This is a genomic window from Nonomuraea sp. NPDC003560, from assembly GCF_042878785.1.
Lineage (GTDB): Bacteria > Actinomycetota > Actinomycetes > Streptosporangiales > Streptosporangiaceae > Nonomuraea.
On record NZ_JBIAOF010000011.1, the window covers coordinates 232,446 to 256,201 of the forward strand.

The 23,756-nt window shown below is 71.7% G+C and carries 23 protein-coding genes; 15 read left to right on the plus strand and 8 right to left on the minus strand.

What is annotated here, in order from left to right; translation table 11 throughout:
- Positions 1 to 34 precede the first annotated feature (34 nt).
- Positions 35 to 637: a TetR/AcrR family transcriptional regulator gene (locus ACFYUV_RS36635; RefSeq protein WP_387677110.1), complete on the plus strand. Its 603-nt coding sequence runs from the start codon at positions 35 to 37 to the stop codon at positions 635 to 637.
- Here the strand turns inward: ACFYUV_RS36635 and ACFYUV_RS36640 are convergent.
- Complete coding sequence (locus ACFYUV_RS36640; RefSeq protein WP_387677112.1) at positions 612 to 1,274, minus strand: DUF998 domain-containing protein; 663 nt, start codon at positions 1,272 to 1,274, stop codon at positions 612 to 614. The two genes, ACFYUV_RS36635 and ACFYUV_RS36640, sit on opposite strands and share 26 nt — an antisense overlap.
- Positions 1,275 to 1,523: 249 nt before the next feature.
- Here ACFYUV_RS36640 and ACFYUV_RS36645 point away from each other — a divergent pair, with 249 nt between their 5' ends.
- Positions 1,524 to 2,174 carry a DUF1707 domain-containing protein gene (locus ACFYUV_RS36645; protein WP_387677115.1) on the plus strand — a complete coding sequence of 217 codons (651 nt, stop codon included), beginning with the start codon at positions 1,524 to 1,526 and terminating at the stop codon, positions 2,172 to 2,174.
- 6 nt (positions 2,175 to 2,180) lie between these two features.
- Here ACFYUV_RS36645 and glpX read toward each other — a convergent pair whose 3' ends face one another.
- Complete coding sequence (gene glpX, locus ACFYUV_RS36650) at positions 2,181 to 3,215, minus strand: class II fructose-bisphosphatase (RefSeq protein ID WP_387677118.1); 1,035 nt, start codon at positions 3,213 to 3,215, stop codon at positions 2,181 to 2,183.
- A 248-nt stretch (positions 3,216 to 3,463) separates the two neighbouring features.
- On the opposite strand from glpX, the gene ACFYUV_RS36655 reads away from it, so the two are divergent.
- Genes ACFYUV_RS36655 through ACFYUV_RS36665 form a run of 3 tightly spaced genes read left to right on the plus strand, consistent with a single transcriptional unit; the run spans position 3,464 to position 4,878 of the window.
- Positions 3,464 to 4,072: a TetR/AcrR family transcriptional regulator gene (locus ACFYUV_RS36655; RefSeq protein WP_387677121.1), complete on the plus strand. Its 609-nt coding sequence runs from the start codon at positions 3,464 to 3,466 to the stop codon at positions 4,070 to 4,072.
- Between the two features lie 11 nt (positions 4,073 to 4,083).
- The gene (locus tag ACFYUV_RS36660; protein ID WP_387677123.1) at positions 4,084 to 4,614 is read left to right on the plus strand and encodes a DUF4245 domain-containing protein; all 531 of its coding nucleotides are present in this window, start codon (positions 4,084 to 4,086) and stop codon (positions 4,612 to 4,614) included.
- Between the two features lie 36 nt (positions 4,615 to 4,650).
- Complete coding sequence (locus ACFYUV_RS36665; protein ID WP_352325447.1) at positions 4,651 to 4,878, plus strand: exodeoxyribonuclease VII small subunit; 228 nt, start codon at positions 4,651 to 4,653, stop codon at positions 4,876 to 4,878.
- 4 nt (positions 4,879 to 4,882) lie between these two features.
- On the opposite strand, the gene ACFYUV_RS36670 is transcribed toward ACFYUV_RS36665, so the two are convergent.
- The gene (locus ACFYUV_RS36670) at positions 4,883 to 5,296 is read right to left on the minus strand and encodes a nitroreductase family deazaflavin-dependent oxidoreductase (protein ID WP_387677126.1); all 414 of its coding nucleotides are present in this window, start codon (positions 5,294 to 5,296) and stop codon (positions 4,883 to 4,885) included.
- Between the two features lie 83 nt (positions 5,297 to 5,379).
- On the opposite strand from ACFYUV_RS36670, the gene ACFYUV_RS36675 reads away from it, so the two are divergent.
- Entirely contained in the window at positions 5,380 to 5,985 is a 606-nt protein-coding gene (locus ACFYUV_RS36675) for a TetR/AcrR family transcriptional regulator (RefSeq protein WP_387677129.1), read from the plus strand.
- Here the strand turns inward: ACFYUV_RS36675 and xseA are convergent.
- A complete protein-coding gene (gene xseA / locus ACFYUV_RS36680; RefSeq protein ID WP_387677132.1) occupies positions 5,982 to 7,184 on the minus strand; it encodes an exodeoxyribonuclease VII large subunit in 1,203 nt (400 codons plus the stop codon). The two genes, ACFYUV_RS36675 and xseA, sit on opposite strands and share 4 nt — an antisense overlap.
- Before the next feature lie 26 nt (positions 7,185 to 7,210).
- Entirely contained in the window at positions 7,211 to 8,374 is a 1,164-nt protein-coding gene (locus ACFYUV_RS36685) for a hypothetical protein (protein ID WP_387677135.1), read from the minus strand.
- Positions 8,375 to 8,474: 100 nt separating this feature from the next.
- Here ACFYUV_RS36685 and ACFYUV_RS36690 point away from each other — a divergent pair, with 100 nt between their 5' ends.
- On the plus strand, positions 8,475 to 9,440 hold the full coding sequence (locus tag ACFYUV_RS36690) for a 4-hydroxy-3-methylbut-2-enyl diphosphate reductase (RefSeq protein ID WP_387677138.1): 966 nt from the start codon (positions 8,475 to 8,477) through the stop codon (positions 9,438 to 9,440).
- On the opposite strand, the gene ACFYUV_RS36695 is transcribed toward ACFYUV_RS36690, so the two are convergent.
- Both ACFYUV_RS36695 and ACFYUV_RS36700 read right to left on the minus strand, forming a co-directional pair.
- Positions 9,437 to 9,946 carry a DUF6542 domain-containing protein gene (locus ACFYUV_RS36695; protein WP_358294442.1) on the minus strand — a complete coding sequence of 170 codons (510 nt, stop codon included), beginning with the start codon at positions 9,944 to 9,946 and terminating at the stop codon, positions 9,437 to 9,439. The genes ACFYUV_RS36690 and ACFYUV_RS36695 overlap by 4 nt on opposite strands.
- 14 nt (positions 9,947 to 9,960) lie before the next feature.
- A complete protein-coding gene (locus ACFYUV_RS36700; protein WP_387677142.1) occupies positions 9,961 to 11,217 on the minus strand; it encodes a DNA recombination protein RmuC in 1,257 nt (418 codons plus the stop codon).
- A 95-nt stretch (positions 11,218 to 11,312) separates the two neighbouring features.
- Between ACFYUV_RS36700 and ACFYUV_RS36705 the strand changes: the two genes are divergently transcribed.
- Both ACFYUV_RS36705 and ychF read left to right on the plus strand, forming a co-directional pair.
- A complete protein-coding gene (locus tag ACFYUV_RS36705; protein WP_387677145.1) occupies positions 11,313 to 12,038 on the plus strand; it encodes a hypothetical protein in 726 nt (241 codons plus the stop codon).
- An 11-nt stretch (positions 12,039 to 12,049) separates the two neighbouring features.
- Complete coding sequence (ychF, locus tag ACFYUV_RS36710; RefSeq protein WP_352352936.1) at positions 12,050 to 13,126, plus strand: redox-regulated ATPase YchF; 1,077 nt, start codon at positions 12,050 to 12,052, stop codon at positions 13,124 to 13,126.
- A 14-nt stretch (positions 13,127 to 13,140) separates the two neighbouring features.
- On the opposite strand, the gene ACFYUV_RS36715 is transcribed toward ychF, so the two are convergent.
- A complete protein-coding gene (locus ACFYUV_RS36715) occupies positions 13,141 to 13,440 on the minus strand; it encodes a hypothetical protein (protein ID WP_364337782.1) in 300 nt (99 codons plus the stop codon).
- Between the two features lie 197 nt (positions 13,441 to 13,637).
- On the opposite strand from ACFYUV_RS36715, the gene ACFYUV_RS36720 reads away from it, so the two are divergent.
- The 6 genes from ACFYUV_RS36720 to ACFYUV_RS36745 all read left to right on the plus strand — a co-directional run bounded on the left by ACFYUV_RS36720 (position 13,638) and on the right by ACFYUV_RS36745 (position 23,754).
- Positions 13,638 to 13,937, plus strand: a complete 300-nt coding sequence (locus ACFYUV_RS36720; protein WP_352352934.1) for a hypothetical protein — start codon at positions 13,638 to 13,640, stop codon at positions 13,935 to 13,937.
- Between the two features lie 623 nt (positions 13,938 to 14,560).
- On the plus strand, positions 14,561 to 15,313 hold the full coding sequence (locus ACFYUV_RS36725) for a conjugal transfer protein (protein WP_352352933.1): 753 nt from the start codon (positions 14,561 to 14,563) through the stop codon (positions 15,311 to 15,313).
- Between the two features lie 81 nt (positions 15,314 to 15,394).
- Positions 15,395 to 15,640 (plus strand): hypothetical protein, encoded by a 246-nt coding sequence (locus ACFYUV_RS36730; protein ID WP_352325464.1) that lies wholly within the window; start codon positions 15,395 to 15,397, stop codon positions 15,638 to 15,640.
- Positions 15,641 to 15,695: 55 nt separating this feature from the next.
- Positions 15,696 to 18,920, plus strand: a complete 3,225-nt coding sequence (locus tag ACFYUV_RS36735) for a TcpE family conjugal transfer membrane protein (protein WP_387677151.1) — start codon at positions 15,696 to 15,698, stop codon at positions 18,918 to 18,920.
- Positions 18,921 to 18,967: 47 nt separating this feature from the next.
- Positions 18,968 to 21,445 (plus strand): ATP-binding protein, encoded by a 2,478-nt coding sequence (locus tag ACFYUV_RS36740; protein WP_387677154.1) that lies wholly within the window; start codon positions 18,968 to 18,970, stop codon positions 21,443 to 21,445.
- Complete coding sequence (locus tag ACFYUV_RS36745) at positions 21,442 to 23,754, plus strand: type IV secretion system protein (RefSeq protein WP_387677157.1); 2,313 nt, start codon at positions 21,442 to 21,444, stop codon at positions 23,752 to 23,754. The genes ACFYUV_RS36740 and ACFYUV_RS36745 overlap by 4 nt, the downstream gene beginning before the upstream one ends.
- Positions 23,755 to 23,756: the final 2 nt, after the last annotated feature.

A 23,756-nucleotide genomic window follows, 5' to 3' on the forward strand; every position in this document is an offset into this window, starting at 1 on the left:
CAGCGTCGGATCCGGCGGCGGATAGGGTGCCTGGGTGAGACGGGGCTACGCGACCGGCGAGGCGCGCAAGGAGCGCATCCTGGCGGTCGCGCTGCTGGAGTTCGCCGAGCACGGCTACCGCGGCGCCTCGCTGGCCCGCATCGCCGAGCGGGTCGAGCTCTCCCAGGCCGGGCTGCTCCACCACTTCAGAAGCAAAGAGCGTCTGCTCCTCGCGGTGCTCGACTACCGCGACGAGCTCGACCGGCGCAGGTTCGGGCCTGGGCACGACGGCCACGACGGCGGCGCCGCCGCGCTGCGCGCCCTGGCCGACGTCGTCGACCACAACGCGCGGGTGCCGGGCCTCGTCCAGCTCTTCTCGGTGATCAGCGGCGAGGCGGTGACCCCCGGCCACCCCGGCCACGAGTGGGCCAGGCGGCGCTACCGGCGGCTGCGCGCCGACGTGGCCGCCGCGCTGCGCGCCGGCGCCGAGCGCGGCGAGTTCCGGGCCGGCCTCGACGCCGAGGCCCACGCCGACCGCCTGATCGCGATGATGGACGGCCTGCAGACCCAGTGGCTCATCGACCCCGGCCAGGTGGACATGGCGGCCGTCTTCCGCGGTTACGTGGAGGACCTCATCGCCGCTCTACGGCCCGCCTGACCGCCCGCACGGGCTCGGCCTCCGCCAGCCGTCCGGCCGCCCACACCCCGAGGGCCAGCAACGCGGCCACCTCGGTAACCGCCAGCCCCCGTTCGACCAGGCCGAGGGGCATGACGCGGTACCACGGCAGCCCGTGGCGGGCGCCGATCAGCACCGCCGCGCCGATGCCCACGACCCACAGCGCCGAGCACACCCCCAGCCCGAACGCCACCATCGCCGACCTGCGGCGTTCCCGCTGACGCCAGGGCCGGGCGATGACCAGCGCGGCGAGCGGCAGGCTGAGGAAGGCCACGAAACTGCCGACCCGGTGGATGCTGCCGCTCGTGCTCGGCCCGACCGCCCAGTCGTGCTTCTGGAACGACGCCGTCAGCAGCAGCCCCACGCTCCAGGCCATGAGCGCGACCGTGCCGACCGCCCCGGCCAGCCGCTTGCGCGCCAGCGAGACGCCGATGGCCGCCGACCCGGCCGCGAGCAGCCCCACGGCGAGCCCGAAGATCCACCCTTCGGGGCCGAGACCGTGCTCGCTGATCGTGCGCCTGAACGGGTTCGTCTCGTCGAGGCTGGTCAGATCCAGGCCCGCGATCACGGCGATGCCCACCCCCGCCGCACCGAGCCCCCATCGCGCCGGTTGGTGCACGCCCGCCTCCCGGGATCAGCGGTCAGAAGCCTGTCGCGTGGATCAACGGTGGGAAACGCCGGACGATTCCGGCGTACGGCCATCGGTACGCCGACCGGACGATTCCGGCGCACGGTCACCGGCACGCCGAGGCGAATGGAGAGCCAGGTCGGGAGATCGGCGCGTTGCTCGGGCGGATTCGCCGATGTGCGCCCTGTTGGTCCGTTCTTGGGCGAGCGAATACCCGGGCCGCCGGATATCGTCAGAAGTGTGAACGAACGCGCGGGATCGTGGTTGCCGAAGCTGCAGGAAGTCGGAGAGCGGCTTGCTGAGGAGTTCGTGACGTCCCGGCGCGCACCGGCCGCGCCCGGCCTGCCGCAGCCGCACGAGCTGCGCGCCTCCGACGCCGACCGAGAACGCATCGCGCAGGTGCTCCAGGACGCCCACGCCGACGGCCGGCTCGACCTCGTCGAGCTGGAGGAGCGGCTCGGCGTCGTCTACTCCGCGCGCACGCTCGGCGACCTCGCCGGGCTCACCGCCGACCTGCTCCCGGCCGAGGAGCAGCCGCTGAACCTCGACGGCCGGCCGGTGTCGGCCATCTTCAAGAAGGAGCAGCGCGGCGGGCGCTGGGTGGTGCCCGCCGAGCTCGACGTCACGGCCATGTTCGGCACGACCAAGCTGGACTTTCGCGACGCGATCCTGCAGAACAGCCGGATCGTCATCAACGCCACCCTGGTCTTCGGCGGCCTGGAGATCCACGTGCCGGAGGACCTTGAGGTGATCAGGGTCGCCAAGGGGGAGACCGTCCGCCTGACCAGGCAGCCGGTCGAGCCCGGCGGGCCCGTGGTCGAGGTGCGCACCACGAACTTCGCCGGCGACATCAAGATCAAGGAACCGCCCAGGCGCAGACGACGCCGGTGAGCCGGGTCAGCCGGCCGTGTCGAAGTTGATCGCGCTGTAGGCGCGCAGCTTCCAGAGCTGGTGCTCGCTCTCGATCTTCCTGATGGTCCCCGACCGGCCGCGCATCACCAGCGAGCTGGTCACCGCCGCGCCCGACCTGAACCGCACGCCCTGCATCAGCTCGCCCTGGGTGATGCCGGTCGCGGCGAAGAACACGTCGTCCGACCTGACCAGGTCGTTCGTGGTGAGCACCTGGCTGAGGTCGTGCCCGGCGTCGACGGCCTTGGCGCGCTCGGCGTCGTCGCGCGGCCACAGCCGGCCCTGGATCACGCCGCCCAGGCACTTCAGCGCGCACGCGGCCACGATGCCCTCGGGCGTGCCGCCGATGCCCAGCATCAGGTCGATGCCGGTGCCCGCGCGGGCCGCCATGATCGCGCCGGCCACGTCGCCGTCGACGATGAACTTGATCCGCGCGCCCGTCTCCCTGATCTCCTTGACCAGCTTCTCGTGCCGCGGCCGGTCCAGCACGACCACCGTGACGTCGGACGGCGAGCAGTGCTTGGCCCTGGCCACGGCGTTGACGTTGTCGGCCACCGACGCCTCGATGTTCACCACGTCGGCCGCCTCCGGCCCGGTGACCAGCTTCTCCATGTAGAACACCGCGGACGGGTCGTACATCGAGCCGCGCTCGCTCACCGCGATCACCGACACCGCGTCCGGCATGCCGAGCGCCGTCAGCCTGGTCCCGTCGATCGGGTCCACCGCCACGTCGCAGTCGGGGCCGCTGCCGTCGCCGACGCGCTCGCCGTTGTACAACATCGGGGCGTGGTCCTTCTCGCCCTCCCCGATGACCACCACGCCGTTCATCGACACCGTGTTGATCAGCTGGCGCATGGCGTTGACCGCCGCGCCGTCGGCGCCGTTCTTGTCGCCGCGGCCCACCCAGCGGGCCGCGGCCATGGCGGCCGCCTCCGTCACGCGTACCAGCTCCATCGCCAGGTTGCGGTCGGGGGCGTGCTCGCCCGTCGCGAGCGCTGCCGGTACCGACGTCTGATCGGACATGATGAGCCTCCTCGTTGAGAACTCTCTCGATCGTAGTTGCCGGTCTATTCCCGGTCAGAGGGGGATAATCTGCCCAGTCCGGCTCAGCTCTCTGCACAAGGGCCGTCACGCGATGGTCAGGGACCGGCTAAAAGGGATATCTATATGGGTGCCCCGCATGACGGAGACCGGATTTTGCGCCATATCGCGTGCGCGTAGGAGATCTCGCCTCCACCATGGACATGCGCCCCCGCCGTGGAGGAGATCGAATGAGCGAAGTGGAACACGCGGTGACCCAGCCTCGCACGTCCGAGCGGGGGGCTGCGACGCGGAGCTCGCTGCTGGCCGCCGCGCGGGAGGTCTTCGTCTCCAAGGGGTTCGCCGAGGCCGGCGTGACGGACGTCGTCGCCAGGGCCGACGCCAGCGTGGGCAGCCTCTACCACCATTTCTCCGGCAAGGCCGACCTCTACCTCACGTTGTGGGAGGAATGGCAGGCCCGCCAGGCCCAGCGCACCAAGCAGGCCGCCCGTACGGCCCGCGCCGCCGCCGAGGGCGACCCCATGCGGGTGTTCATCGACGCCGCCCGCGCCTACCTCGAAGGCTGCCTGGAGGAACGCGAGCTGGCCGCCCTGTTCCTGCGCGGCGACGGCCCGCCCGGCTTCGAGGTGGTCATGCGCGACCGGCTGCGCACGTGGGCCCAGCGCAACGCCGCCCTGTTCGAGGACGAGCCCGCGCTCGTCGTCGTGGTCACCGGCGCCCTGGCCGCGGCCGTCAGCGAGATCGTCTTCTCCGGCGACCGCGCGATGGTCGACGACGTGCTGGCGATCATCGGCCAGATCAGGCCCGCCGCTTCGGCGACCGCGCCCTCCAGCGGGTAACCTCGCCAAGTGTGCGACGGTTCAGCCAAAGTTTCTACGGCTACGCGGTAGCCCTCTTCGTGTGCCTGGCGGGCGTGGGGCTCTTCATGCTCGTCGCCCCGCAGAGCCGCGAGGAGCACATCCCGCGGCTCGACTACTCCATCACCGTCGCCAACTTCGGGCACGACGTGCCCTACCAGGTGTGGTCCCCGCAGAAGGACCCGGCGGGCTGGGTGCCCAACAGCAACAGGATCGCCAAGGGCGAGAACGGCGCTCAGGTGCTCTACCTGGGCTACGCCACCGCCGAGCGGCAGCACGCCATGTTCGCCCAGAGCGACGAGAAGCCGGCCGCCGAGTTCGCCAACCGCATGACCGGCATCGCCAAGCCGTCCGGCAGCCAGCAGGTGGGCGGGGTGACGTGGGAGAAGCGGTTCCGCGAGGACAAGAACCAGCGCTCGCTCGTGCGGGTGCTCCCCGACGTCACCCTCGTGATCACCGGCACGGCCGACTGGCCCGAGCTGACCGAGCTGGCCGGGCTCCTGCAGCAGCGCGCCAAGGGATGACCCTGGCCGGGCGCGGCGGCGTCTAGGGTGGTGGCCGTGGCAGACGAGAAGACACCTTCGTACGAGCAGGCCCGCGAGGAGCTGACCGAGGTGGTGCGCCGCCTGGAGACGGGCGGGCTCACCCTGGAGCAGTCGATCGAGCTCTGGGAGCGCGGCGAGCGGCTCGCGGCCGTCTGCGAGGAGTGGCTGCAGGGCGCCCGGGTCAAGCTCGCCGCCGCCATGGCGAGGCGCTCGGAGCCGGGCGCCGACGACGCCCCCTTCTGATCCGTCAGGAGGCGGTGCGGTTGAGCGCCACCACGGGGATGCGGCGGCTGGTCTTGGCCTCGTACTCCGCGAAGCCGGGGGCGATCTCGACCATGCGGGCGTAGAGCCGGTCGCGCTCGTCGCCCTCGATGAACTCCGCCTTCACCTCGAACGTCTCGGTGCCGATCTCGGCGGTCGCCGCGGGGTTGGCGCGCAGGTTGTGGTACCAGGCCGGGTGGTTGTCGGCGCCCGCGTTGGAGGCGATGATCACGTAGCGGTCGCCGTCGGCCAGGTACATCACCGGCGTGGTCGTCGGCTTGCCGCTCTTGGCGCCCGTCGTGGTGAGCAGCACCAGCGACGCGCCCTCGAACATGCCGCCCACTCGGCCCTCGTTGGCCCGGAATTCGTCAATGACCTGCTGGTTGAACGAGTTGGTCATCCTCAGCTCCTCATAATCGGAGAGTTCTCCGATTCGGAGAATACCGGAGAGCTCTCCGTTCACAAGGGAGTTATGCTCCAGGCGTGTGCGCACGTCCCCTGCTGCCCGTCGTCGGGCAGCCCCAGCCCGAGCGGGCCGACGCCGCGCGCAACCGCCGGAAGATCATCGAGGTGGCCGCCGCGATGATCGCCGAGCGCGGCGCCGACGAGCTCTCGCTCGACGAGGTGGCCAAGGCCGCCTGCGTCGGGGTGGGCACCGTCTACCGGCGCTTCGGCGACCGCGCGGGGCTCGTCCTCGCGCTGATCGACGAGCGGGAGCGGCGCTTCCAGGCGGCGTTCCTGAACGGCCCGCCGCCGCTCGGGCCCGGCGCGCCGCCCACCGAGCGGGTCACGGCCTTCCTGCACGCGCTGGTCGATCGCATCGTCGAGCAGCAGGACCTGTTCCTGCTGCTGGAGAACGGGCCGGGCAAGGTGCGCTACAGCGGGCCGTACAAGGTGCATCAGGTGCATCTGGCGAGCCTGCTCGCCGCGGCCCGGCCGGGGGCCCACGCCGCCTATCTGGCCGACGCGCTGCTCGCGCCGGTCACAGCCTGGCTGATCAAGTTCCAGCGGGAGGAGCGCGGCATGACGGTGGAGGACGTCAAGGCCGGCCTCGCCGACCTGGCCGCCGCCGTCGTGCGGGGGCCCTAGTCCTCCGTACGGACCGTGAGCCGGTCGTCGCTCAGCCTGATCGTCAGCGGGGAGCCCGGCGGCACGTCCTTGGCCAGGCGCACGACCTCGCCCGACGGATGTTGCACGATCGCGTAGCCGCGCTCCAGCGTGGCCGCGGGCGACAGCGCGACCAGGCGGGCCCGCAGGTGCGTGAGGTCGTCGGCGGCCCGGTCGAGCGAGCCGGTCAGCGACCGCCTGGCCCGCTCCCGCAGCGCGTCGACCTGCTCGGCCCGGCGTTCGAGCTCGCGCACCGGATCGGCCAGCGACGGCCGCGAGCGCACCGACGTCAGCCAGGACATCTCGCGGTCGAGCCAGCCGTTGAGCACCCGCCGCCCGCGGTCGCGCAGCTGGCGGATCAGCGCGAGCTGCTCGCCCACGTCGGGGACGACCTTCTTGGCGGCGTCGGTGGGCGTGGAGGCGCGTACGTCGGCCACCAGGTCGAGCAGCGGGCTGTCCTGCTCGTGGCCGATCGCGCTGACCACGGGGGTGCGGCAGGCGGCCACCGCGCGCACGAGCGTCTCGTCGGAGAAGGGCAGCAGGTCCTCCAGCGAACCGCCGCCGCGGGCCACGACGATCACCTCGACCTCGGGGGCGGCGTCGAGCTTGCGCAGCGCCTCGGTGACCTCCCCGACCGCGTACGGCCCCTGGACGGCCACCTCCTCCACCTTGAACCGCACGGCCGGCCAACGGCGGCGGGCGTTCTCCAGCACGTCGCGCTCGGCGGCCGAGTCGCGCCCGCAGACGAGCCCGATCGTGCCCGGCAGGAACGGCAGCCGCCGCTTCCTGTCGGCGTTGAACAGCCCCTCGGTGGCCAGCAGCCGGCGCAGCCGCTCCAGCCTGGCCAGCAGCTCGCCCACGCCGACCGGCCGGATCTCCATCGCCGTGAAGGCGAACGAGCCCTTGTTGACCCAGAAGTCCGGCTTGACGTGCACCACGACCCGCGCGCCGTCGGAGGGACGCGGCTCGGCGGCCTCGTAGACGCCGCGCGGAGCCGTGACCCGGGCCGAGACGTTGGCCACCGGGTCACGCAGGGTCAGGAACACCGTGCCGCCGCGCGCGCTCAGATCGGTGATCTGGCCCTCGACCCACACCGTGCCGAGCCTGCCGATCCAGCCGCCCACCATCTGCAGGACCGTGCGGATCGGCAGCGGAGACTCGGGTGTGGTCTTCGAGGTCATGGCGGAAGACTACGGGTTCGCTACGACTACTCCCCGGTCTGCAGCTTGGCCAGCCGGTTCTCGAACATGCGGACGACCTCGTCGCGGGCCTGGGTGGCGCGCTCGTAGGCGAGGTAGTCGCCGATCTGCTGGGCGGACTTGCCGCGCATCCTGGCCCGCAGCGAGGCCACGGTCAGCTCGGAGTAGCCGGGCAGCGGCTCGGCCAGGTCGTCGGGGACGACCTTGGGCTCCGCCACGGGGGCGGCCGGCTCGGTGACGGCCTCCGCGGCGGCCTTGAGCACGCCGTCCTGGGGCGCGGCGGCGGGCGCGGGCTCCTCGGTGACCTCGGTGACGGCGGCGGGCTCGGCGGCGGCCTTGGCGGCCTTCGTCGCCTTCGCGGGCTTGGCCGGCTTGGCGGTGGTGGTGGTCGCGGCGGCCTTCGTGCTCTTGGCGGTCTTCGTGGCCTTGGCGGTCCTGGCGGGCTTCGCGGCGGGCTCGGCCGCGGGCGCGACCTCAGCCGCGACGTCCGGCTCGACCTCTGCGGCCGGCTCGGCCTCGGCGGCCTTGGTCTCGGCGGCCTTGGTCTCGGCGGCCTTGGTCTCGGCGGTCGGCTCGACCTCGGCGGCGGGCTCGGCCTCCGTCGGTGCCTCGGCCTTGACCTCGGCCTTCGCGGGCGCCTCCGCCTTGACCTCGGCCTTGGCCGGCGCGTCGGCCTTCGCCGGGGCCTCCGTCTCGGCCGCGGCTTCCGGCTCGGGCTCGGACGTCGCCTTGGAGCCGGTCGACGGCTTGGGCTCGGTCGTCGTCTTCGCCTCGGTCTCCGGCTTGGGCTCGGTCTCCGGCTTGGTGGCGGTCTTGCCCGCGGGGGCGAAGATGACCGGGTCCGGCTTGCTCTTGGCCGACCCGTTGGGCGCGGCCTCCGGACGCGGCGTGAAGATGACCGGCTCCTTGCGCGCCGGCTTCTCCTCCTCGGCCGGGGGAGCGGCGACCTGCGCGGCGGCGGAGGGACGGGACTCCTGCTCCTCCTCCTGCTCCTCCTTCGTGCCGAGCCCCTTGATGGAGTTCTTCACCCGGTCCACCACCAGCAGCGCCTGCCCGGCCGCGCTGAGCGTGGTCTGGACGACGAGCAGCGGCAGATCCTTGGCCTTCTCCTTGAGTTCGTCCTTGTTGGTAACGGTTCTGGCGATGTTGCGTATCACGTCGCTGAGGGACATGACGTCTCCCTGGGAGGTCTGTATTGGACGGCCAGTCTGGCAAACGGCGGGCGACCACGCACGCGCAGCCCTGATGGCCGCTCCACGTAGCATAAGAAGTATGGAGCCCCAGACCCCCACTTCCCGCCGAGTACTCGTAGCCAAGCCGCGCGGCTACTGTGCCGGAGTCGATCGAGCCGTGGTAGCGGTCGAGAAGGCTTTGGAGCAGTACGGCGCGCCGGTCTACGTCCGCAAGCAGATCGTGCACAACACCCACGTCGTCAAGACGCTGGAGGCCAGGGGCGCCATCTTCGTCGAGGAGACCGAGGAGGTGCCCGAGGGCGAGATCGTGGTGTTCTCGGCCCACGGCGTCTCGCCGGCCGTGCACGAGGAGGCCAGGCAGCGGGGCCTGCGCACCATCGACGCCACCTGCCCGCTGGTCACCAAGGTGCACAACGAGGCCAAGCGGTTCGCCGCCCAGGACTACGACATCCTGCTCATCGGGCACGAAGGCCACGAGGAGGTCGAGGGCACCTCGGGCGAGGCCCCCGACCACATCCAGCTCGTCGACGGTCTCGACTCGGTCGAGAAGGTCCAGGTGAAGGACCCCGACAAGCTCGTGTGGCTGTCGCAGACCACCCTGTCGGTCGACGAGACCACCGAGACGGTCGCCCGCCTCAAGGAGCGCTTCCCCACCCTGATCGACCCGCCGAGCGACGACATCTGCTACGCCACCCAGAACCGGCAGGTCGCGGTGAAGGAGATCGCCGCCGAGGCCCAGCTCGTGATCGTGGTCGGGTCGGAGAACTCGTCCAACTCCAAGCGCCTGGTCGAGGTGGCCAAAGACTACGGCGCCGAGGCCGCGTACCTGGTGGACAACGCCGGCTTCATCCAGGACGAATGGCTCGACGGCGTCACCACGGTCGGCGTGACCAGCGGCGCGTCGGTGCCGGAGGAGCTGGTCGACGAGGTGCTCGCGCGGCTGGCGGGGCACGGCTTCGGCGACGTGCGCGAGGTCGAGTCGGTGCCGGAGAGCATGCGCTTCGCGCTCCCGCACGAGCTGCGCAAGGACCTTCGCGCCGGCTAGTCGTCGCCGCGCGGGGTGCCGTAGACCTTGGGCTCGAAGTAGCCCTCCGGCTCGGGCACGAACGGCTGGCGCGGGCGCGGCATCTCCGCGCCCGCCTTCAGCTCCTCGCGCAGCTCCCGCACGTTGTCGCGCAGGCCGCGCCGCCAGGCGACGGCCAGCACGACCGCCGAGCCGGCGAACAGCCAGGGAGCGCCGCGGGTCAGCGAGCCGTACAGGCCGAGGGCCAGCGACTGCATGATCGACACCGAGCCGAACGCGCGCCCGAGCTCGACGAAGAGCGTCGCGCAGAAGAACACCAGCGGCGGCGTGACCACCAGCGACAGCAGCTCGCGCTTGTTGACCAGGAGCACGCCGAGCAGGCTCGACACCACGAACGCGGCCCCCACCAGGTAGGACAGGCCGAGCACCGCGGTCAGGACATAGCCCGCCAGGGTGGCGACCAAGGTGAGCGCGATGGCGCCGCGAGCGGTCAGCCTGACGCCAGAACGCCTGCCCTTCTCTGCCACTGTCCCACCCCCGTTTACGGCGACCCGCCTGCCAACTTACCGTTCGAGTGCGAAATCAGAGACGTGGTTTCGAGCAGTTCGGGCGAGGCCAGGGGTCTCGGCAGCCCTTCGAGCATGTCCGGGGCGTCCAGGTCGCCGTCCACGACGCCCAGATCGTTGAGTTTGCGTGCGGTGACCAGGACGCGGCTTTCAAGCGAACCGACCGACTTGTTGTACGCCTCCACCGCCCGCGTCAGCGCCTTGCCCAGCGACTCCACGTTCCTGCCGAGGGACGACAGCCGCTCGTACAGCTCCTTGCCCAGCTCGAACACCGCCCGCGCGTTCTCGCTCAGCGCGGCCTGCTGCCAGGCGTAGTGGGCGGTGCGCAGCATCGTGATCAGCGTCGTCGGGGTGGCGATGTGCACCCGCCGCGCCATGGCGTACTCCAGCAGCGCGGGGTCGCGTTCGAGCGCGGGCGCGAGGAACGCCTCGCCCGGGATGAACAGCACCACGAACTCCGGCGAGGGGTTGAACCCCTGCCAGTACGCCTTGGCCGCCAGCCGGTCGACGTGCTCGCGCACGTGCCTGGCGTGCGCGTCGAGCCGGACGGTGGCCAGCGACTCGTCGCCCGCCTCGGCCGCCTCCAGGTAGGCCGCGAGCGAGACCTTGGAGTCGACCACGATGTTCTTGCCGCCGGCCAGCCTGATCACCATGTCGGGACGCATCGCGCCCTCGACGACCTGCTCCTCGAAGTCGCAGTGGCGCTGCATCCCGGCGATCTCGGCCACCCGGCGCAGCTGCAGCTCGCCCCACCGCCCGCGCGCCTCGGGCCGCTGCAGGGCCCTGACCAGCGCGGTCGTCTGCGAGCGCAGCTGCTCGTTGCTCTGCTGCACGAACTCCATCTGCTTGGCCAGCTCCGCCCGCGCCGCCCGCTGCCCGGCCTCGGTGTCGCGAAGCTGCGACTCGACCCGCGCGAGCGCGTCCTTCAGCGGCTCGACCAGGTGCTCGACGGCCTGCCTGCGCTGGTCGAGATCGCCGGCGGCCTCCGCGCGGCTGGCCGACAGACGGGTCTCGGCCAGTTCGAGGAAACGCACGTTGTTGACGTCGAGGGCGCGCGTGGACAGGGCCTGGAACCGTTCGGCGAGCTGTTCCTCGACGTAGACCAGCTTCTCGGCGGCCGACCTGGCCCGCGCGTCGGCCTCGGCCACCCGCACCGCCGCGCGGGTCCTGGCGACCAGGAAGCCGACGAGGAGTCCGAGGGCGAGTCCGATGAGCAGCGAGACGACATCCACTCCAACGATGATTGCAGCACATCGCGTCTGGATCTTCCCGACACGCTTGCGGAATCCGCTTGTGCGCCGACTGATCCGTCACGCACAGTATTGGGATGGCTACCGGTACGAGGCTCGCCGTCGCCGTGTCCGCGGTGTCGGTCGCCCTGATCGCCCTGGCCGGAGCCGTGATCACCGGTCCCGGGGCCGAGGGGCCGGCGGCCACCCGCCCGACCCTGCGCTGGACGCCCGGCGCCTGCGTCACCGACCGCTACGCGCTGATCCCCTGCAACGGCGGCGACTTCGAGGTGCTGGCCATCGCCCACGACCCGCCGCGGCCCGCCGACTGCCCCGACGACACCGACGACGTGCTGCGCATCGGCCTGGGCCGCACGGCCTGCGTGCGGTCCTTCCTGGCCCCGCACGCCGGCGTGCCCGGCGGTGGCGGCGGCCTGCTCAGGCCCGGCGACTGCGTGGCCCTCGACGGGCGGGAACGCCCGTGCGCGGGCGCCGGTTGGTACGGCAGATCCGTCGCGATCGCCTCGACCGCCGACGAATGCCCCTCGTCCACCCTCGACACGCTCGAAAGCGGAGCGAACGTCGTCTGCCTCGGCCCCGGCGGTCAGGTGCTCGCCGAGGGCGCGTGCGTGGCCAGACCGCCCGCCGACGTCGTCGCCAGGTCGGCCGTGACCAGGGCCGCCTGCGACTCGTCCGCGGCCTGGGCCCGCGTCGTCTCCTTCGAGGCCACGCCCGCGGCCTGTCCGGCCGGCGTCCAGCGCTACCTGCGCGCGGCGCCCGGGACCTACCGTCCGGTGACCTGCCTGCACCTGCTCAGCAAGTAAACTCGCTGTCCGTGAGCCTTTCCATCGGCATCGTCGGCCTGCCCAACGTCGGTAAGTCCACGCTCTTCAACGCGCTGACCAAGACCGGCAACGCACTCGCGGCGAACTACCCGTTCGCCACCATCGAGCCCAACGTGGGGATCGTGGGCGTGCCCGACGACCGCCTGCCCAAGCTGGCCGAGATCTTCGGCTCGGCCCGCATCCTGCCCGCCAAGGTGGAGTTCGTCGACATCGCGGGCCTGGTCAAGGGCGCCTCGGAGGGGCAGGGCAGGGGCAACCAGTTCCTCGCCAACATCCGCGACACCGACGCGATCTGCCAGGTCATCCGCGTCTTCGGCGACCCCGACGTCACGCACGTCGACGGCGAGATCTCCCCCAAGCGGGACATCGAGACCATCAACACCGAGCTGATCATGGCCGACCTGCAGACGGTCGAGAAGGCCGTGCCGCGCCTGCAGAAGGAGGCGCGCAACAACAAGGACAAGAAGGCCGCGCTGGAGGCCGCCGAGGCCGCGCTGGCCGTCCTGGAGACCGGCAGGACCATCTTCGAGAGCGGCCTCGACCGGGAGGAGCTGCGCGAGCTCCACCTGCTCACCGCCAAGCCCTTCCTCTACGTCTTCAACCTCGACGCCGACGAGCTGACCGACACCGCGCTCAAGGAGCAGCTGTCGGCCATCGTCGCGCCGGCCGAAGCCGTCTTCCTCGACGCCAAGATCGAGTCCGAGCTGGTCGAGCTCGACGAGGAGGAGGCCCTGGAACTGCTCCAGTCGGTCGGCCAGGAGGAGTCGGGCCTGCGTCAGCTCGCCCGGGTCGGCTTCGAGACGCTGGGCCTGCAGACCTACCTGACCGCCGGCCCGAAGGAGACCAGGGCCTGGACGATCCGCAAGGGCGCCACGGCGCCCGAGGCGGCCGGCGTGATCCACACCGACTTCCAGCGCGGCTTCATCAAGGCCGAGGTGGTCTCCTTCGACGACCTGGTCGAAGTGGGCTCCATCGCCAGCGCCCGGTCCGCGGGCAAGGCCCGCATCGAGGGCAAGGACTACGTCATGCGCGACGGCGACGTGGTGGAGTTCCGCTTCAACGTCTGATCCGCCGGCCCGCGCTATCCGAGCAGCCCGCCGAGCAGGGCCGCGGGGCCGCCGCTGAGCGGGCCGCCGCCCCCGCTGAGCGGGCCCCCGCCGCCGTTGCCGGCGGGCTTCTTGTCGAAGTGGATCATCTCGTTCGCGTACGTGCCGCCCTGGCACACGGCCTTGCCGCGGCCGACGGGGGAGACCTTGCCGCCCGCCTCGGTGCACTCGCTGTCGGTGACCCAGGAGGGCGCGGCGGTGGCCGGGGAGGGCGCGCAGAGGGCGAACGCGGCGAGCGCGGCGGCGGGCAGGAGGGCGGCGGCGAGGCGACGCATCACATCAGTCCAATCACGGTGGGCTAACTTTCGCTACGCTAGGTTACCGGCGGATCGCCGTCGAAAGCCCATCGTCCGGATGACGAACGCGCAGGCCCCTCCGGGATTATGTGATTCCGGGACAACTGACGCGTCAACCACTTTGGGTCCCTACGCGTCGAATCGTCACGGCGTTCACGCTGACTCGGGAGGCCCTCATGATCCGACGCATCATCCGGAAACGACGTCCGGCGCCCACCCTCGCGGGCATCAGCCTGGAGGAGGAGCTGGCCCTGATCAGGGTCGAGCTCATGTACGGGCTGCGCGTCAACCGTGAGGCGTACCTGCGCAGGAAGGTCGACGAGCGCAACGAGCTGGCCAGCCGCATGCGGGAGCGGGACGCCGCCTCGATGCTCGCCGACCTGCGGGGGTCGCTGGAGCGCGCGGTGTCGCCCACGGTCGTCGACCTGCACAGCCGTCGCCGGGCACGCACGAGCCAGGACCCCGAGCCCGCCTGAGCCGAGACTGTCGTACCCCCAGAAGTGGTGCGTAACACCCTCTGTCCTCCTCTCATGCCAAATGCGCAGGTCGTGAGCATCTATGCCTGTTTTGGACAGGAATCCATGTCTGCCGCGCTAGGCGGAAATGGGCGTCTGGCCTGGTCAAATGGTGATTCCGCCAGTAAGTGACGGGAACCGGCGCTGACGTCTGCCATACGGATCCGGTTTGCCGTCAAGGCGGTCATGCCTGCAGCATGGGCGTGGCTTTCCTGGAAGAATGGCGGGACCGGATAGGGTGACTACTTCACCGCGGATGATGGGGATCGGCAACGGACGACACCGCGCCAACCGGGGGGATCGGCGCGAGCGGAGGCGTGATGGCTCGTAGGTCTACCGTCCAGCACGATCCTCGGATCGCTGGCGAGCCCGAGCTTTCCGCGCGCCCGGACATGGCTGACTTCGACGCGCCGCCCTCGCGCAGGCCGCGTCGGGGCGGCTGGTCCGGTGGCGGCGGACGGTGGCTGGTCTGGGCCGGCCGCATCATTCTCTGGGCGCTTATTGTGGTTATCGTGGTGAATGGGATTCGTGCCCCATTTGAGCGGTATACCCAGCAAGAGCCCACGACGACGAATGGCGCCGCCGTGGCGCACAAGGGATTCCCCGCTGACCAGGGCATGGCTTTCGCCGCCCAGTTCGCCGGGGTCTATCTGAATTTCAGCCCGGAAGACGCGGCCAGCCGCACCAGGAAGCTCGCCGCGTTCCTGGCCGAGGGCATGGACGCGCAGATGTGGTGGGACGGCTTCGGCAAGATGGCCGCCGTCGCGATCCAGCCGTACGACATCGAGGCGACCGACGCCCAGAACGCCGTGGTCAGCGTGGCCTTCCAGTCCGGGCCGCGCCGGCTCATGCTGTCGGTCCCGATCTACTACTCCGGCGACGACAACGGCAGGCGGTTCGTCATCGCGGGCCGTCCGGCGATCCTTCCCGCGCCGGCCCCGGCCGACCTGCCGCAGCTCGCGAAGCCGGAGACCGACGACGCGGCGGCGGCCGAGCTCAAGCCGCAACTGGAGGGCTTCTTCAAGGACTACGCCTCCGGCGACACCGCCGGGCTGCAGCGCTACGTGGCCGCCGGGAAGACCCTGCCGAGCTTCGGCAGCGCCTTCACCTTCGCGGAGCTGAAGGACATCGTGGTGCCTGTGGGGGGTGCCACCCGAGAGATCCAGGCGGTCGTGGTGTGGATCGTGCCCAACGGCGACGCTCCGGCCACGCCGAGCGCCACCGACCCGGCCGCCGTCGGCGGGCGGCTGGAGCAGGCCTACCGCCTCACCGTGGAGAAGCAGGGCGACAAGTGGTACGTCGCCGACATCCGCGGCGCTGGTCGGGCCGTTGGATAGACGCACGACCGCGCTGTTGTTCGGTACCCCCCGGGAGGACAAGAAGTGACGTTGAAGACCGTAGTGCTCACCTTGATCGAAATGTCGCCGTCGCCGTCGCCGACCGGCATTGACACCGGAGGGCTCGCCAACTTCCTGCGTGCCTTCTTTGCCCCGTTGTTCCTGGTAGTCGTCTCCGTGGTCGCGCTCTTCTTCCTCTTCACCCGCGAGATCACGCGTTTCGTCCAGTTCCTCATCCTGGCTGTGGCCATCGGAGTGATCTTCTACGTGCCCAACATCATCGAGGTGACGGCGAAGGCGATCGCGGGCGCTCTCGGCATCAAGTAAAGGGTTGAGACCGCTCCAGGGCGGTCATGTACGAGCGGGTGGAGAGGAGGACTGCGTGGACCTGCCCACGTATACGAACATCTGGCGCATCGAGAAGCGGCTCTACAAGCTCTACGACCTTCGCCTCCCGATGCCGCTCCCCATCGTCTGGATCGGCGTGTTCGTCGGGGTGTTCGTGCCGTGGTCGCTCCTGCTGATCCTGGTGGGCGTGCCGGTGGCCATGCCGTGGCACGTGTTGTTCCTGGTCCCGCCGGGGATCGTGACGTGGTTGTCCACGCGTCCCGTCATCGAGGGCAAGCGGCTCACCGAGCTTCTGGAGTCCCAGCTGCGCTACCTGGGCCAGCCCAAGGCCTGGTACCGGCTCGCGCCCACCTCCGAGCCCGAGGCGGTCACGTTCTCGGGGCGCATCTGGCGTACCACTCCGGTGCGGGTCAAGGCCAAGGCGGCGCGCAAGTCCCGCCAGCCGCAGCGCAAGCGTGAGGGGCAGCGGATCACGGGTCCGCGCCAGGTCCGTCCGGCCGTGGCCGCCGCGGCGGCGGCCGCCCAGCAGGCGCCGGTGGCGGAGGCGCGTACCGGGTGGGGGTCGCGTACCAGGCGGGGCATCGCGCCCGCGCTGGCGCCGCAGGCCCGCCGTCCCGCCCCCGCCTTCGGCCGGGACGTGCCGCTGGTCCTGGTCCCAGGGGATGAGAACGGACCGGCGCTGCCGCCGGTCGAGCACGACGTCGCCGCCGGAGAGCTGGCCAGCCGCGAGCTCACCGGCGGCGCCCTCCCGGCCCGTCCCCGCCGCGCCGCCCCCGACCGCCGCTCCGAACGCGACGCACCCGGCCACGAGGCCGTGGGTCCCGAGGCCGCCGTTCCCGAGGCCGCCGTTCCCGAGGAGCGGGACGCCTCTGAGACGGCGCAGCCGAGCGCGCGCAGGGGCTCCACGAGCAGGGCGTCGGGCGAGCGTACGGAGTCCGGCAGGGCGTCGGATCAGCGTGCCGACTCCGGCAGGGCGTCGGGCGAGCGTACGGACGCCGGTGCGGGTGAGGTACAGAGTGGTCGTGGGGCCGTCGTGCCGATCCGGTCGGCGGAGGGGCTCAGGCCCGTGGCCGGCAAGCCGATCGACACCGAGGCCCTGCGGCGGCTGCGCCGGCTCGCCGCCACCGCCGACGCGCCCGGTGAGGCGGCGGGTCGCGCGGAAGGCGAGCGCGGCGTCGCAGAGCGCCGCGACGACCTCACCGGACGTCGTGAGAGCACGGACGAGCGTCGCCAGGGCGTCGCCGGCCGTCCCGAAGGCGTGGGCCGCGAGGACGAGAACACGATCGCCCGTGACCAGCACAGGAAGGGGCAGCCGCCGCGGGTCGCGCCCGGGACGGTGATCCTGGGCGCCCAGCGTTCCTGGCCCCCGGTCGACCCCGACGCCAAGCCCCTCTCCGGCCCACCCCTCCGCCTCGAAGACCAGATCCCCACCCCCCACCCTCCCGCCGACAACCCACCGGCAGCCGAAGCCGGGCAGGTGGATGAACCCGACCTCGTGGGCGAAGCCAGGCATGTGGGCGAGGGCACGCACGCGGGAGAAAGCGCGCCCCTGGAGGAAAGCGCGCATTCGGGCGAGGGGGCGCGGACCAGCGCAGATGTCCCGACGGCCGAGGACGAGTCGGCAAGCGAAGGCGTTTTCGTCGAGGAGACCACTCCCGCCGCCGGCACAGACGCTCCGAGCCCCGACGCCCCCCACGCCGAACGGTCCTTCGAGACCGCGCACGAGACCGCGCACGAGACCGCGCACGAGACCGCCACCGAAGCCTCTGCCCGCGCCGAAGCCTCCACCCGCAGCGAAGCCTCCGTTGGTGGCGAGGATGTTGCCGAGCGGCCGGTCTCCGGCGAAGGGCACGTGTCCTCCGGGCCGGTTGTCACCGGCCAGGAGGATGTCCCCGCTGGGCAGGGCACTCCCGACCGGAGGGCCGGTGCCGGGAGGCGGGCCGTTTCCGAGGGGGGGGATGCCGTCACCGAGCAGGGGGCTGCCGTAGGGGTGTCCGCCGACGCGGGCGCGGTCGTCGAAGGGGCTGGGGTCGGACGTACGGAGGTGCCGGCCGATCGGTCCGAGGGCGAGGGGGACGTACCGGACGAGCAGGCCAAGCCTTCCGAGGCGTACGGCGAGCCCGGGCGGGACGTGGCGGCGCGACGGCGGCCCGCCGGCGGCTCGCCAGGTGACAGGGCCGGCGGCCGGCCAGGCGACAGGGCGGGCGGACGGCCAGGGGACAGGGCGGGCGGGCTCGTGGCGCCCGTGCCGGTTCCCAGGCCCGGTGAGGGCGGCAGGCCCGCCGAGGGACGGGTGCGCAGGGTCGAGTCCGTGGTGGGCCGGGACTCCGGCGGATGGCGCCGGATCGCCCAGGTCGTGGTGGGCGGAGGCGGCGTACGCACCGACGGGTCCGAGATCGACGAGGCCAGGGCCAGGGCCGTGTTCGGCGGCAGCAGGCGGATCGTGGTGCTCGGCTGCACCGGCGGCGCGGGCCAGTCCACGACGGCGCTCATGCTCGGCCACACCTTCGCCACCTACCGCGACGACCGGATCGTGGCCGTCGACGCCAACACCGGCGGAACCACGCTGACCAGCAGGATCGAGCCCGAGACGCCGGAGACCCTCACGTCGCTGCTGTCCGGCCTCGACCAGGTCAGCGGCTACCTGACGATGCGGGGCTTCACCACCCGCACCGCCTCCGGCCTTGAGGTGATCTCGGCCGACACCGACGCGGGCGCCGAGCAGCGGCTCGCCGACCGCAGCTTCTTCTCCGACCACCGACTGGGCGAGTCGATGCGCCTGCTCGACCGCCACTACAAGCTGTCGGTCATCGACCCGGCCGCCGCGCTCGCCGCCCGCATCCTGCCGTACGCCGACCAGCTCGTGCTGGTGGTCCCGGCGAGCGAGGAGGCGGCCGAGGCGGTGGCGATGACGTACGAATGGCTCGACGGGCACGGCTGCGGCGAGCTGCGCAGGCGTGCGGTGATGGTCGTCAACGGCGTGAGCAGGCGGTCGATGGCCGACGTCGAGCAGGCGGAGGCGGTGGCCAGAGGCAGATGCCGGGCCATCGTCAGGGTCCCGTGGGAGGACGGCCTGGCGCCAGGCGGCGCGGAGATCGTCGACCCCGGTCAGTTGCGCGCGGCCGGACGGCGGGCCTACCTCGCCCTCGCCGGCGTCGTGGTTGCAGGCTTCGCGGTACAGGCACACGGACAGGCCGTCCGACCGAGCGAAGAGGAGTTGGCGAGTGACCCCCCGGGCACGAGAATCGGTGAGCGTTAAGTGAACATGCGAGCAGGTCTGGCCCGTTCATGCGCCGAGGGGGCGGCATGAGCAGGGCGTCCCGAGCGCACCAGCGTCTCGCGGTCCGCTACTTCGACGACCGCATCCTGCTCACGGACACCTGCGCGTGGGCGTACTTCCGGCTTCCGACGGTCAGCTACGAGTTCGTCACGCCGGAGGAGCGCGAGGCGCTGGCCACCAACGTCACGATCGCGCTGGCCGCGATCAGGATGCCCGACGCCGAGGTCCACCTGCGGGTCGCGCACCGCACCTACCCGGCGGCCGAGTGGGCGATGGCGCTCAACGCCACCTCCGACGAGGGGCCGGGCTGGCGCGACTACCTGGAGGAGATGTACCGGCACGTCTGGGCGAAGGACTTCTGGTCGAAGGAGGTCTACCTGGGCGTCCGCCTAGGGCCGCGCGGCAAGCAGCTCGGCAGCGGCGTGCTCGCCCAGCTCCTCGGCTTCTACCAGAAGACCGAGAAGGCGCTCGGCATGGAGGACGACCACGTCCCGGACAGCGAGATCGGCCGCTGGACGGAGTCGGCCGAACGGCTGGGCCGGGCCCTGGCCTCCAGCGCCCTGTACGCCAGGCACGCCACGTCCGTCGAGGTGGCCTGGCTGTTCCAGCACGCCGCCGCGGGAGCGGTCGGCGACCCGCCGCCCTCGGCCAGCCCGAAGCGGCGCTGGGGCAAGGGCGAGATCGAGTCGCTGGTCGAGGGCGAGATCCACAACGGCAGGTCGCTGCTGCGGATCGTGCAGCCGCAGGGCGACTCGTACGTGGCCCACCTGTCCTTCGCCCGCTTCCCCGACCTCATGCCGTTCCCCGACGGCGAGCCGTGGATGCACTTCGCCGACCAGCTGCCCTTCCCGGTGGAGATCTCGTCCAGGATGCGGCTGATCCCGCCGGTCAAGGCGTCGAAGGACGTCGCGCGCAAGCTGGCCCACGCCCGCGACATGGACCACCACATCCGCGAGGCGGGCGCCGAGGCGCCGATCGCGCTGGCCGAGCAGATCGACGCGGCCCGCATGCTCGAACACGGCATCACCAAGGAACGACTGCCCTTCGTGTACGGCTGGCACCGCCTGATCATCTCGGCCCCCACGGAGGACATCTGCGTGCAGCGGGTCGAGGCGGTCGTCGAGCACTACCGCGACATGGGCATCGACGTGGTGAACTCGACCGGCGACCAGTTCTCGCTGTTCTGCGAGACGCTGCCGGGCGAGAAGGTGCGCGTCAACGCCTACGCCCAGCGTCAGCCGCTGCGGACGATCGCGGGCGGCATGGCCACGGCCACCGTCGACCTCGGCGACCGGCTCGACGACGGCAGCGAGGGCTGGCTCGGGCCGTACATCGGGGAGACCGTCGGCAGGGCGCGCAGCATCGTGCACTTCGACCCGCTGCTGGCCGCGAGCCGCAACCGGCCGACCGCCATCGCGATCACCGGCGAGCCGGGCGGCGGCAAGACCACGCTCGCACTGCTGATGATCTACCAGATGGCGTTGCGCGGGGTCACGGTCGCGGTGATCGACCCGAAGGGCGACGCCGAGTCGCTGGTCCAGCTCCTGGAGAAGCGCGGACGCAAGGCCAGGGTGATCCCGCTGGGCTCGGCCGCGCCGGGGCTGCTCGACCCGTTCTCGTTCGGTGACGACATCGCGGCGAAGAAGACCATGGCGACCGAGACGCTGCGGCTGCTGCTGCCCCGCATGTCGGAGGAGCGCGAGTCGGCCATGATCCAGGCCGTGGCCGCGGTGTCCAACGGCCCCGACCCGTCGCTGGGCAAGGTGGTCGACTACCTGGAGCAGGCCGACGACCCGGCCTCCAAGAACCTGGGCGCGGTGCTGCGTTCCATGTCGGAGATGCACCTGGCCAGGCTCTGCTTCGACCCCTCGGGCGGCGACCAGATCGACAGCGAGGGCTGGACCACCGTGTTCACCCTGGGCGGCCTGACGCTGCCCGACGTCGCCACGACCAGGGACGACTACTCCTACGAGCAGCGGCTGTCGGTGGCCCTGCTCTACCTGGTCTCGCAGTTCGCCCGCAGGCTGATGAACGGCCTCGACCGGCGGGCCCCCAAGGCGATCTTCCTGGACGAGGCGTGGGCGATCACCTCCACGCCGGAGGGCGCCAAGCTGGTCCCCGAGGTCAGCCGCATGGGCCGGTCCAGGAACACCGCGCTCGTCCTGGTCTCCCAGAACGCCGGAGACCTGCTGAACGAGCAGGTGACCAACTGTCTGTCCTCGGTGTTCGCGTTCCGTTCCACCGAAAGGGTGGAGGTGGATCACGTCATGTCGCTGCTCGGCGTGGAGCCGTCGGAGGAGCACAAGGCCGTGCTGCGCTCGCTGGGCAACGGCGAATGCGTATTCCGTGATCTGGATGGCAGAGCCGGGCGCATCGGAGTAGACCTGATCTCCGAAGAACTGCTCCGCTGGCTCGACACGAACCCGACACACGACAAACCAGACGGTGGCGGGCATGATGATCTTCGAGGGGGCGTGGGCAGGGCGCAGGAGGTACGGTCATGAAGATCCGACTATCCCGACGACTGGCGCTGGCGCTCGCGCTCGTGAGTGCCGTCCTCGTGGTTCCGCTGGTGGTGGGCGGTCTCTCCACGCCCGTCGCCGCGGCGCCCTGTGACCTGTCGGGGCCGCTCAACCCCGAGATGATCGGCGGCGGCACCGACGGCATGATCCAGCCGCCGCCTCCCGCGGGCGGCGTCCAGGCCCCGACGACGAACTACGGCCAGTTCGGCATGGCCGGCCAGTTCTGGCAGACCCACGGGCTCGGCTGCTCCGACTACGTCGCCGTGCTCGGCAACATGTGGGCCAACGGCGTCTTCACCGCGGCCAAGGCCATCGACCGGCTGACGATCACGACGTACCAGGCGGCCGCGACGGAAGGACCGCTCCAGTCGATCAAGGACGTCGTCGACGACATCGTCCAGAACCTGTCCGAGGCCATGTACTGGCCGTTCCTGCGGCCGATCGTGATCCTGGGCGCGATCTGGCTCGCCTGGTACGGCCTGATCCGCAAGCGGGCCACCACCACCGCCGAGGGCGTGATCTGGATGGTCCTCGCGGTCACCGTGGCCGTGTGGTTCTTCAGCAGGCCCGGCGACTTCACCGGGCTCGGCAAGGTCGTGACCGACAAGACGGGCGAAGTGGTCAACTCCGCCTTCTCCGGCCTGCCGGGCGCCGGCGGCGCGTCCTGCCTGCCGCCACCCGGCCAGACGAACCCGCAGGTCAAACCGGGCGGTTACGGCCAGGTCGGCACGGCCGGCGTCGACCAGAACGCCGACGCCCTGTGGTCCACGCTGGTCTGCAAGCCGTGGCTGGTGGGCATGTTCGGCACCGCCGACCCGCAGCAGCCGATCGTGCGCGACTTCGGGCGCAAGATGCTGGAGACCCAGTCGATCGCCCCCGCCGTGGCCGGCCAGCCCGCCCCCGACATCGCCGCCCACCAGGCCGAGTACGCCAAGGTCGCCGAGCTGCTCAAGAACGACTCCCGCTACACCGTCTTCTCCGGCCGCGACTGGTCGAGCAGGCTCGGCGTGGCCGTCGGCGCGCTCATCGCGGCGGTGGTGGCCGGGTTGCTGATCTTCCTGGTGGCGGTCTCGCTGCTGGTGCTCAAGGTGGGCTTCCTGCTGCTGCTGATACTCGGGCCGGTGTTCCTGCTGGTCGGCGTGCATCCGGGCAGCGGGCGCATCATCGCCATGCGGTGGGTGGAGATGCTCGTCGGCACGCTGCTCAGGCAGGCGGTGCTGACGCTCGTGCTCAGCGTCCTGGTCTACGGGTACGCGCTGATCATCTCCACGGCCATGCCCTGGGGGCTCCAGGTGCTGTTCATGGCCCTGCTGACGATCGCGGTGTTCTTCTACCGGCGTCCGTTCCAGCACCTGTTCGCGTCCTTGAGCGGCCACACGGTCACCACCCGCATGCTCGGCGACGCCGCGAGCTCGCCCGTCCTGGAGCGGGCCGCGAACGTGTTGCCGCCGGTCGCCGGGGCCAAGCTCGGCCGGTGGGGCCTGCGCAAGGCCGAGCCGCTCATCAGGGCGGCGGCGGCCGGCAGCGGCGCGGGCGCGGCGGCCGGCGCCGCGGCCGCCCAGGCGCGGATGCGCGGCGAGGAGGGCGAGGGCGTCTCGGCCGGCACCCGGATGCCGGTGGCGGCCGCGCCGCTCGACACCGACCAGCACGGCGGCAAGGCGGGGGCCCGGCCCCCGCTCGAACCCCGCAGGGGCACCGCGCCCCCGCTCAACCTCGGCGGCCAGGCCGGCCGGACGCGCCCCGCGACGGCCGGCGGCGCCCGCGGCGGCTCCGGTGGCGCGGCGGCGGGCGGCACCGCGTCCGGGGGCATGGCCGCCGGAGCCACGACCTCCGGCGGCGGTTCCGGCGGCGGTTCCAGCAGTGGCGGCGGTGGCTGGTTCGGCGGGCGGTCGGGCGGCGGATGGGCCTCGCGCGGTGGTGGTTCCGGCGGCTCGCGCAACGGGTCGCCGGGCGGCTCGCGGGGCTCCCGGTTCGGCGGGTCCGGCGGGTCGGGTGGCTCGCCGTCCGCGGGGTCGCGTGGCTCCGGCGGCGGGCTGTTCGGCGGCGGCGGATCCAGGAACGGCGGGTCCGGGAACGGTGGCGGGTCCAGGAACGGTGGCGGGTCCAGGTCCGGAGGGGCCGCGTCCCGGCCGTCCGGCGCGTCGTCGGGGTCCAGGATCTTCGGCTCGGACGAGCCGTCGTCCCGCTCGTCCGAGGCGCCGCCGTTGTGGCTGCGCGGCAGCGGCAACGGCGGCTCGGGTGACGATCCGTCGGTGCCCTTCTGGCTCAAGCCCAACCGCGGCAAGGACTGACC

Bases quoted from the DNA above. Each gene is read 5' to 3' on its own strand.
- glpX (WP_387677118.1), bottom strand. From the start codon at position 3,215: ATGTCCGATCAGACGTCGGTACCGGCAGCGCTCGCGACGGGCGAGCAC.
- ACFYUV_RS36655 (WP_387677121.1), top strand. From the start codon at position 3,464: ATGAGCGAAGTGGAACACGCGGTGACCCAGCCTCGCACGTCCGAGCGG.
- ACFYUV_RS36670 (WP_387677126.1), bottom strand. From the start codon at position 5,296: ATGACCAACTCGTTCAACCAGCAGGTCATTGACGAATTCCGGGCCAAC.
- xseA (WP_387677132.1), bottom strand. From the start codon at position 7,184: ATGACCTCGAAGACCACACCCGAGTCTCCGCTGCCGATCCGCACGGTC.
- ACFYUV_RS36685 (WP_387677135.1), bottom strand. From the start codon at position 8,374: ATGTCCCTCAGCGACGTGATACGCAACATCGCCAGAACCGTTACCAAC.
- ACFYUV_RS36690 (WP_387677138.1), top strand. From the start codon at position 8,475: ATGGAGCCCCAGACCCCCACTTCCCGCCGAGTACTCGTAGCCAAGCCG.
- ACFYUV_RS36705 (WP_387677145.1), top strand. From the start codon at position 11,313: ATGGCTACCGGTACGAGGCTCGCCGTCGCCGTGTCCGCGGTGTCGGTC.
- ACFYUV_RS36715 (WP_364337782.1), bottom strand. From the start codon at position 13,440: ATGCGTCGCCTCGCCGCCGCCCTCCTGCCCGCCGCCGCGCTCGCCGCG.
- ACFYUV_RS36720 (WP_352352934.1), top strand. From the start codon at position 13,638: ATGATCCGACGCATCATCCGGAAACGACGTCCGGCGCCCACCCTCGCG.
- ACFYUV_RS36730 (WP_352325464.1), top strand. From the start codon at position 15,395: ATGTCGCCGTCGCCGTCGCCGACCGGCATTGACACCGGAGGGCTCGCC.
- ACFYUV_RS36740 (WP_387677154.1), top strand. From the start codon at position 18,968: ATGAGCAGGGCGTCCCGAGCGCACCAGCGTCTCGCGGTCCGCTACTTC.
- ACFYUV_RS36745 (WP_387677157.1), top strand. From the start codon at position 21,442: ATGAAGATCCGACTATCCCGACGACTGGCGCTGGCGCTCGCGCTCGTG.